The following is a 7,173-nucleotide window of genomic DNA, read 5'->3' as shown; positions in this document are numbered from 1 at the left end:
ACTGTAAATACAGCTTGTTGTACCGTCAACATGCGATTCACCTCCTTGTCTATCAATATTCACATCATAGACAGGAAAAGCAAAAAATATTCAGCTCACTTTATGATGTGGCTGAATAGTTACGTGCAATCACATATCCTTCTTTTTTCAACTTTTTGCATATGTGTAACAGCTCATTGGAGTAAGGAATAGACTCTAAAATTTCAACAACAATAAGATGTTTTGGGAAATAAAACGGCAGCTCTCTTTTCAATAATGTTTCTGTAAAATTAATAAAACAGCGAGAGCCATTTGTTAATCTTTCAATACCTATATTCATAAAACTATTAATCAATACATCGATCGTTGCACGGTCTCCATCAATAGAATTATAAACATTTTGTTCCCCATTCCGATACAGAAGTTCATAACCAATAACCTCATCATTCCGATTAAAGATCGGCTGTCGTCCCACATAAATGTCCATATGGCTCCCCCAAATTTATAAAAGATAGCTAAATTTTGCGATAAGCTGAGAACGACGTTTGACGTCAAGTTTTTGAAAGACATTGTTAATATGATTTTTTATTGTATGATGACTTAAAATGAGTTCCTGTGCAATTTCTTTATTGCTGTATCCTTTTAACAAAAGAAAAAAAATTTGTTTCTCTCTCTCTGATAGTTGTTCAATTTCTAATGTAAGCAAGTGCTCACGATATTTGGTTTGGATAATAAGAGCAATTGTTTCCATCAAGCATGTAATGTAATGATGTGCGTCATGATGGTATGGATGTGAAACAAATAATAACGCTTGAAAATCATTTGTTTTTACTTTAATAGGAAAAACAACCCAATTAAACAAACTATACTGTAGTAAGGTCGGTTGAGTGATGTCAGAAGTGTGTTGCTTCAAATAAGACTCATTTTTATAAAAATAATATTTTATATCTTCAGATGAGTCATAGGAAAAAATAATTTCTCCATTAATAATAAGAACAGTTGGTTGATCGATAGAACGTTCAAAGCAAGAAAGTGTTGTTTTTAACAATTGTATACAGTTCAATGAATGTTTCTCCCTTCCATCTCAAGAAAAAAGCGATATGAAAGCTAGAGCTTCGTATCGCTATTATACAATATTTATATCCTTTTTAGTGAATAAATGGTTTAGTGTGTAGACAACCGCCTCATCCCATTTCACCCCACTTTCTTCTCTCAAAATATGCATGACCTCGTGTTGATTTTTTTTATCGCGATATGGGCGAGAAGATGTCATTGCATCAAAAGCATCTGCGACAGAAATAATTCTTGCAAGCAAAGGAATTTCTTCAACTTTAATTTGATTTGGATACCCTGTTCCGTCCATATGCTCCTTATGGAACAGAATAGCATGCAACAAGTCTTTATTTGTTATTTGCAATATGTTTTTTGCTATAAGGTAACTGATGATCGGATATTGTTTAATGATTGAAAATTCATCTTTAGATAAAGGCTCTTTTTTTAATAAAATATAGTCAGGTATACCTAATTTTCCAATGTCGTGAAGAAGGGCGGCGTGATATAAACTATTCAACTGATCATCCAATAAACCAATATGCGCACCAATTCGCAAACAATAATGTGCAACGCGTCGTGAATGTTCAGCAATGTATTTATATTCATCGTTTTGCTGTTCTATTTCTGATAACAAGGAGAGAATGTGTTTTGTTTTATCGTTGTAACTGTTTAGCGCGTGAACGAGCATAGTCGTCTCATCGATATGTATATTCGGAATTGGTGCATTTCCTATTCGTCTGCAAAGCAAATGAAACGTTTGTTTCATTTGCTTTGATATCGTATAACTGATACCGATGTAAAATGTCATGAAAATGAAAAGAAGCAAAAAGGAAACAAAGAAAAAAGTCTCGCCCATTTGGCTTTGAATAAAGAGAAGTTTAATAAGTAACATATAAGCGAAAATAACACCAAACATTCCTATTCCGTAGTGGAACATTTTCTGAAAGTGCGATAAATGAACAAAATCTGTTGCTGTTACGGCATTTTGATAACCACGTTCAAAAAAATAATAAACATTATGCTCGATTACTTTTTGTAAAGAACGATAAGTCACATGAAAGATGAGTGGATGCCATAATGTATATAAACAAATGGCGATCATTAAATACGGAATAGGTAAGTGAAAGAACAACAATAAAGCGATGAACACGAGAAAGTAAAGTGTGATAGTGCCCATCATTGCTAACGGTTGCTTTTTTAATACATATATATATTTGTAAACGTTATACTCATTCTCCTCTTTTCTAAAAACTTGTACTTTCCTTATTTTCTTTTCAATCGTGATGATGAATAAGAAAAAGGTCACGAAACATGAGTATATGACGTATAAGCTTTTAGAAACGTCCATACAAGCAAGGATAGACGAAATAATGATATAAAAACATACAACTACTACATAAATGGTACGTTTTGCATGCGCATAAACGTCCATGAGTCCACCGCCTTATTACAATAAAAAAGATGAAGAAAGGTTTGTTCGTGTATATTATAGTTTCTTTTTAGGAATTTTTCAACAAAAAAATCCAAAAAAGAAACAAAACATGAAGGGAATGGTGAATGTGGATGATGTAAAAGGTGTCATCAGTAAACGAATTAAGCAGCGACTGAAACAGTTGAATTTGAAGCAAAAAGATTTAGTAGAGCAAACAGGACAGTCGAAAAGCACCGTTAATAAGATTGTGAACGGTATAGTCACTCCAAGAGTAGACTTGCTTATCCCGATTAGTCGTGTTCTCGATGTTTCGATAGATTGGTTAGTTGCAAATGAACAGACAGAACGAACGAATGATAAAAGTCAGATAGAAGAGGAAATTATAAATATTTTACGTCATGTTGATGAAACGAAAAAAATGCATATTTATTTCATTATTTCATATATTTTAATGATACTTGATGAAAAAAATACTGTGAAAAAAAAGTAGATCAGCCATTGGCTGATCTACAAGGTGAAGCGCTGAATGAGTTGCTGAAGTTTCGTTGAAATATGAGCTAGTTGTTTTGCAGATTCATCCAGTTGTTTTGAAATATTGGCTTGTTCGTCAATTGAACTTGTCGCTTCTTGAATTTCTTGTTGAACGTCTTTTGCTGTTTCCACAATATTTTCAATTGATGCCGTTACTTGTTCAACACCTGCTGACATTTGTTCTGTTGCTGCGGATATTTCTTGAATTTCTTCTGAAACAGCGTCTGTTTTTTGGACAATTCGTTCGAACGTTTGCGTCGTGCTTGTGATAACTGTGCTACCTTGTTTAATGTCATCTGCACCTTGTTTTGTTACTTCGGCAACTTCCTGCACTTGATGCTGGACGTGTCCAATAAGGTCACTCACTTGTTTTGCTGCTTCATCTGCTTGTTCGGCTAGTTTCCGTACCTCTTCAGCAACAACAGCGAACCCTTTTCCTGCTTCACCTGCTCGAGCTGCTTCAATGGCGGCATTTAAAGCAAGCAAATTCGTTTGTGATGAGATTGCACTAATCGTTGCGACGATATTTCCGATTTGTTCAGAATATGATGTGAGGCTATTCACTTGTTTGTTAATAAGAGCGAAAGATTGTTCGATTTGCTCCATTTGTTTTACGGTTTGTTCTAGTTGCTCTTTTCCTTGTTTTGCTTCATCGGACATTTCTTTCGCTGAGTCAGCTACTTCTGATGTCGACTCGGCTAGTTTTTGAACTCCAATCGCCATTTCTTCCATCGCCTTCATACTTTCAAGCAATGCTTCCGTTTGTGACGTTGTCCGTTCTGTAATTTCACTCATCACTTCATGCACATATGTGCTTGCTTCGCTATTTTGTTTCGCGTTTGTTGCGATATGACTGGCTTCGTTTGTTAATTGGTTGCTTTCATCAGACAATGTTCCGATTTGCTCGCGAAGCTGTTTTACCATTTCTTCCATTGATTTTGTCAACGTTCCTACTTCATCAGCATAAGGTAACGATTGAATATGAATATTTAAATTCCCTTCAGCAATTTGTTGCGCAGCAAGTGCTGTATGGCGTACAGGTAATAAAATACGGCGGAGCGTTACTGTAATAAAAACGGTAAGTAATAAAATGATGGCGATAACGCCAACTGCTCCTTCAATTGCGAGTGTTTGTACACGTTTAAACACGATATGGGTAGGGACGGATAATACAAGTGCCCATGTTTTTTCGAATCGCGGTAAGTCAATTGGAGCAAAAGCGCGCAAAACATCGTCTCCAACAAGTTTAGAATAAATTTCATCTGAAAAATGTTCATGATTTGCGATGCGCTGTAATACCGTTTTTTCTTTATCTAATGTAATTGTTTTTCCGATAAACTTTTCATCTAAACCGCTGGCGATAATTGTTCCATTTCCGTCAATAAAATTTAAATATCCGCCAAGCGGCTTTTCTTTACTAACAAGTTGTTGTAAAAATGACACTTCAAAATCAACGCCGACAATACCTAAGAACTGATTTGTTTCAGGATCGAGAAGTGGGAAAATGAGTGATGTAAGCAACACGTTTTTCCCATTTACTTCATATGTGTAAGGCTCGAGTAACAACGGTTTTTTAATATTTTTTGGTATTAAATAATAGTCCCCTGCTCCCTTTTTATCATAATCACGGCTTGCTTCGACAATAATTGTTCCATCGCTACGAACGACATACGGTACAAAACGACCTGTTGCATCGTGTCCTTCTTTATTAACGTACATTGTATCTTTTCCATCAAATGCATTTGGCTCCCACAACGTATAAATGCCGAGCAATTGCTTGTTATGATCGAGTAAATCGTGCATATGTTCTAACACTTGTTCGCGAGTTAATTGATGTTTTTTTGCGAATAACATATATTTTGCAAATGTATCTGCAATCGTTTCAGCATGGGTGAAAACTGTTTCGATAGTATGTGCATATGATTTCGTTTCTGCCACAGCATATGATTTTGTTAACTGCTTTTCTTCGTTTAAAAACTGGTACAACAAAAAAGAAACGGCACTAATTGTAATGATTGCGACCATTGTTGACAGCAAAAAAGCTGTTCGAAAAATAAGACTCCGATCTTTCCACCTTTTCATGATATACTCCCCCTGTATAGTTCTAAAGTACTATTACCACAACATATTAATATAAGACACAGTAGTCAGACAAGAGAAAAGAGGCTATTTCGCCTCTTTTACAATTTCTTTATAAACTTTCTCTTTATCAAACCCTTTTTCGCCCATGCCGAATGTGGCGATGACGCGGTTGTTTTCGTCTAAAAAGTATGTGAGCGTCGTATGAATAAGCATGCCGTTTCCAGGATCGCGGTATAAGAAGTTAAACGCGTCGGCCACTTTTTTTGTATCTTCTTCACTACCTCTCAAAAAAATCCATCCTTCGTCATCGCTTTCTACTCCGAACATGTTCGCATACGTTTGCATCACTTGTTGTGTGTCGCGTTTTGGATCGATCGTAATTGTAATAAACTCGACTTTCGTTTTAAACAAGCCGTCTTTTTCGAGCTGTTCTTTTAACTGTTTCATTTGAAATGACGTACTTGGACAAATGTCTGGACAGTTTGTGTACACAAACTCTAGTAGCCGCACTTTCGGTTCCATGTTACGAAATGAATACGGTTTTCCCCATGCAGTTTCCATCGTCACGTCTTTTGGAAACTCCATTTTATCTTGGCGGTAGTAAGAAAAATAAAATATGCCTATACCAATGCAAAGTGCAAGTAAACTAAAAAAGCCGATATATAGTTTTTTCAACGTATATCCCTCCCACTTTCATCATACATAATCAACGTGCCAATGAGGAGAATGGGACGTGACAATTATTTGAATTTTTTCGTTGTTCTAAATGGCGAATGAAAAACTAAACTAGTAGTAACGATGGACAAGGGGGAAGGAAAATGAGAAAAATGGCTTTTTGGACGTTGTTTCTTTATGCAATGTATGCGCTATTTTTTGCATTTTACTTATTTCAATGGACAGACTCATCTATTCCAGCACAATATAAGGGAACGAGCGCAGATCCTGCAACGTTTTTAACGAAAAAAGAACTGATGCTTGCTGAACAGTTTTCGGAAGTAAAAAACTTTTTATTTTTCTTATCTGTTCCATATGAGTGGGTCATTTATATTTTTGTGTTGTTGTTTGGTTTGTCAGCGCGTTTTCAACAGTGGGCGGAGGCAACGACAAAACAGCGGTTTATGCAAACGGCGATTTACGTCTTTTGGTTATCGCTTCTTGTACAAGTTGTGACGTTTCCGCTTAGCTATACAAGTTACTACATGGCGAAAATGTACCATATTTCAACCCAAACGTTTTCGAGTTGGATGCGTGATGAACTGATTGATTTTTGGGTGAATTATGCGATCATGGTTGTCGTTGTGTATGTATTATATACGCTTATGCAAAAATTCGAAAAGCGATGGTGGGTGTACGCGTGGCTTTGTTCCATTCCGTTTACGCTTTTTTTAACGTTTATTCAGCCCGTCTTTATTGATCCACTTTATAACGATTTTTATCCGCTGAAAAATAAACAGCTTGAAGCAAAAATTTTAGCGTTAGCGGAGAAAGCAAACATCCCAGCTGAACACGTGTTTGAAGTAAACATGTCGGAAAAAACGAATGCGTTAAATGCGTATGTCACAGGCATTGGCAACAACTCGCGCATTGTGTTATGGGATACGACGCTTGAGCGGTTAAGCGAAGATGAAATTTTATTTATTATGGCGCATGAAATGGCGCATTACGTCATGAAACATATTTATTGGGGGATTGGGTTATATATTGTTGTGACATTTGTCGGGTTGTTGTTGACGAATCGATGGATGAAACGAATGATTGAACGTTTTGGCGTGCTTTGTCGCATTGAAAAATGGAATGACCTCGCTTCTTTACCAATGTTTTTACTATTGATTTCGCTATTCAGTTTTGCGGCAAGCCCTGCGATGAATGCCATTTCCCGTTACGAAGAGCATGCCGCGGACAAGTATGCGATTGAGCTAACGAAAAATAAAGAAGCGGCGATCTCGACGTTTCAACAGTTGACCCGCTCAAGTTTAAGTCAAGTACATCCACCTTATCTCGTCAAACTATTTCGTTACAGCCATCCGACAATCTTAGAACGGATAATTTTTTTAGAGCAACAATAGAAGTAGGATAATTTTTTTGAAAAAAATTCA

General features: G+C 36.3%; 7 protein-coding genes. 2 read left to right on the top strand and 5 right to left on the bottom strand.

Annotation, left to right across the window (positions count from 1 at the left end; translation table 11 throughout):
- Positions 1–100: 100 nt before the first annotated feature.
- The 3 genes from CS060_RS02750 to CS060_RS02740 all read right to left on the bottom strand — a co-directional run bounded on the left by CS060_RS02750 (position 101) and on the right by CS060_RS02740 (position 2,464).
- Complete coding sequence (locus CS060_RS02750) at positions 101–466, bottom strand: EAL and HDOD domain-containing protein (RefSeq protein WP_257211105.1); 366 nt, start codon at positions 464–466, stop codon at positions 101–103.
- A gap of 15 nt (positions 467–481) precedes the next feature.
- Positions 482–1,042, bottom strand: a complete 561-nt coding sequence (locus CS060_RS14255; protein WP_257211104.1) for a response regulator transcription factor — start codon at positions 1,040–1,042, stop codon at positions 482–484.
- Positions 1,043–1,105: 63 nt separating this feature from the next.
- The gene (locus tag CS060_RS02740) at positions 1,106–2,464 is read right to left on the bottom strand and encodes an HD-GYP domain-containing protein (RefSeq protein ID WP_035049069.1); all 1,359 of its coding nucleotides are present in this window, start codon (positions 2,462–2,464) and stop codon (positions 1,106–1,108) included.
- A gap of 118 nt (positions 2,465–2,582) precedes the next feature.
- Here CS060_RS02740 and CS060_RS02735 point away from each other — a divergent pair, with 118 nt between their 5' ends.
- The gene (locus CS060_RS02735) at positions 2,583–2,954 is read left to right on the top strand and encodes a helix-turn-helix domain-containing protein (protein WP_257211107.1); all 372 of its coding nucleotides are present in this window, start codon (positions 2,583–2,585) and stop codon (positions 2,952–2,954) included.
- Positions 2,955–2,971: 17 nt separating this feature from the next.
- Here CS060_RS02735 and CS060_RS02730 read toward each other — a convergent pair whose 3' ends face one another.
- Together CS060_RS02730 and CS060_RS02725 are read right to left on the bottom strand one after the other, a co-directional pair.
- Positions 2,972–5,077: a methyl-accepting chemotaxis protein gene (locus tag CS060_RS02730; protein WP_035049065.1), complete on the bottom strand. Its 2,106-nt coding sequence runs from the start codon at positions 5,075–5,077 to the stop codon at positions 2,972–2,974.
- Positions 5,078–5,161: 84 nt separating this feature from the next.
- Positions 5,162–5,752, bottom strand: a complete 591-nt coding sequence (locus CS060_RS02725; RefSeq protein WP_035049063.1) for an SCO family protein — start codon at positions 5,750–5,752, stop codon at positions 5,162–5,164.
- Between the two features lie 143 nt (positions 5,753–5,895).
- Between CS060_RS02725 and CS060_RS02720 the strand changes: the two genes are divergently transcribed.
- A complete protein-coding gene (locus tag CS060_RS02720) occupies positions 5,896–7,143 on the top strand; it encodes a M48 family metallopeptidase (RefSeq protein ID WP_035049061.1) in 1,248 nt (415 codons plus the stop codon).
- Positions 7,144–7,173 lie beyond the last annotated feature (30 nt).

The organism is Anoxybacillus flavithermus (assembly GCF_002742685.1).
Taxonomy (GTDB): Bacteria; Bacillota; Bacilli; order Bacillales; family Anoxybacillaceae; genus Anoxybacillus; species Anoxybacillus flavithermus_E.
The sequence above is the reverse complement of the archived record's forward strand: the minus strand, read 5'-3'. Positions and strand labels throughout refer to the sequence as shown.

Bases quoted from the DNA above. Each gene is read 5' to 3' on its own strand.
- CS060_RS02750 (WP_257211105.1), bottom strand. From the start codon at position 466: ATGGACATTTATGTGGGACGACAGCCGATCTTTAATCGGAATGATGAG.
- CS060_RS02740 (WP_035049069.1), bottom strand. From the start codon at position 2,464: ATGGACGTTTATGCGCATGCAAAACGTACCATTTATGTAGTAGTTGTA.
- CS060_RS02735 (WP_257211107.1), top strand. From the start codon at position 2,583: ATGGTGAATGTGGATGATGTAAAAGGTGTCATCAGTAAACGAATTAAG.
- CS060_RS02730 (WP_035049065.1), bottom strand. From the start codon at position 5,077: ATGAAAAGGTGGAAAGATCGGAGTCTTATTTTTCGAACAGCTTTTTTG.
- CS060_RS02720 (WP_035049061.1), top strand. From the start codon at position 5,896: ATGAGAAAAATGGCTTTTTGGACGTTGTTTCTTTATGCAATGTATGCG.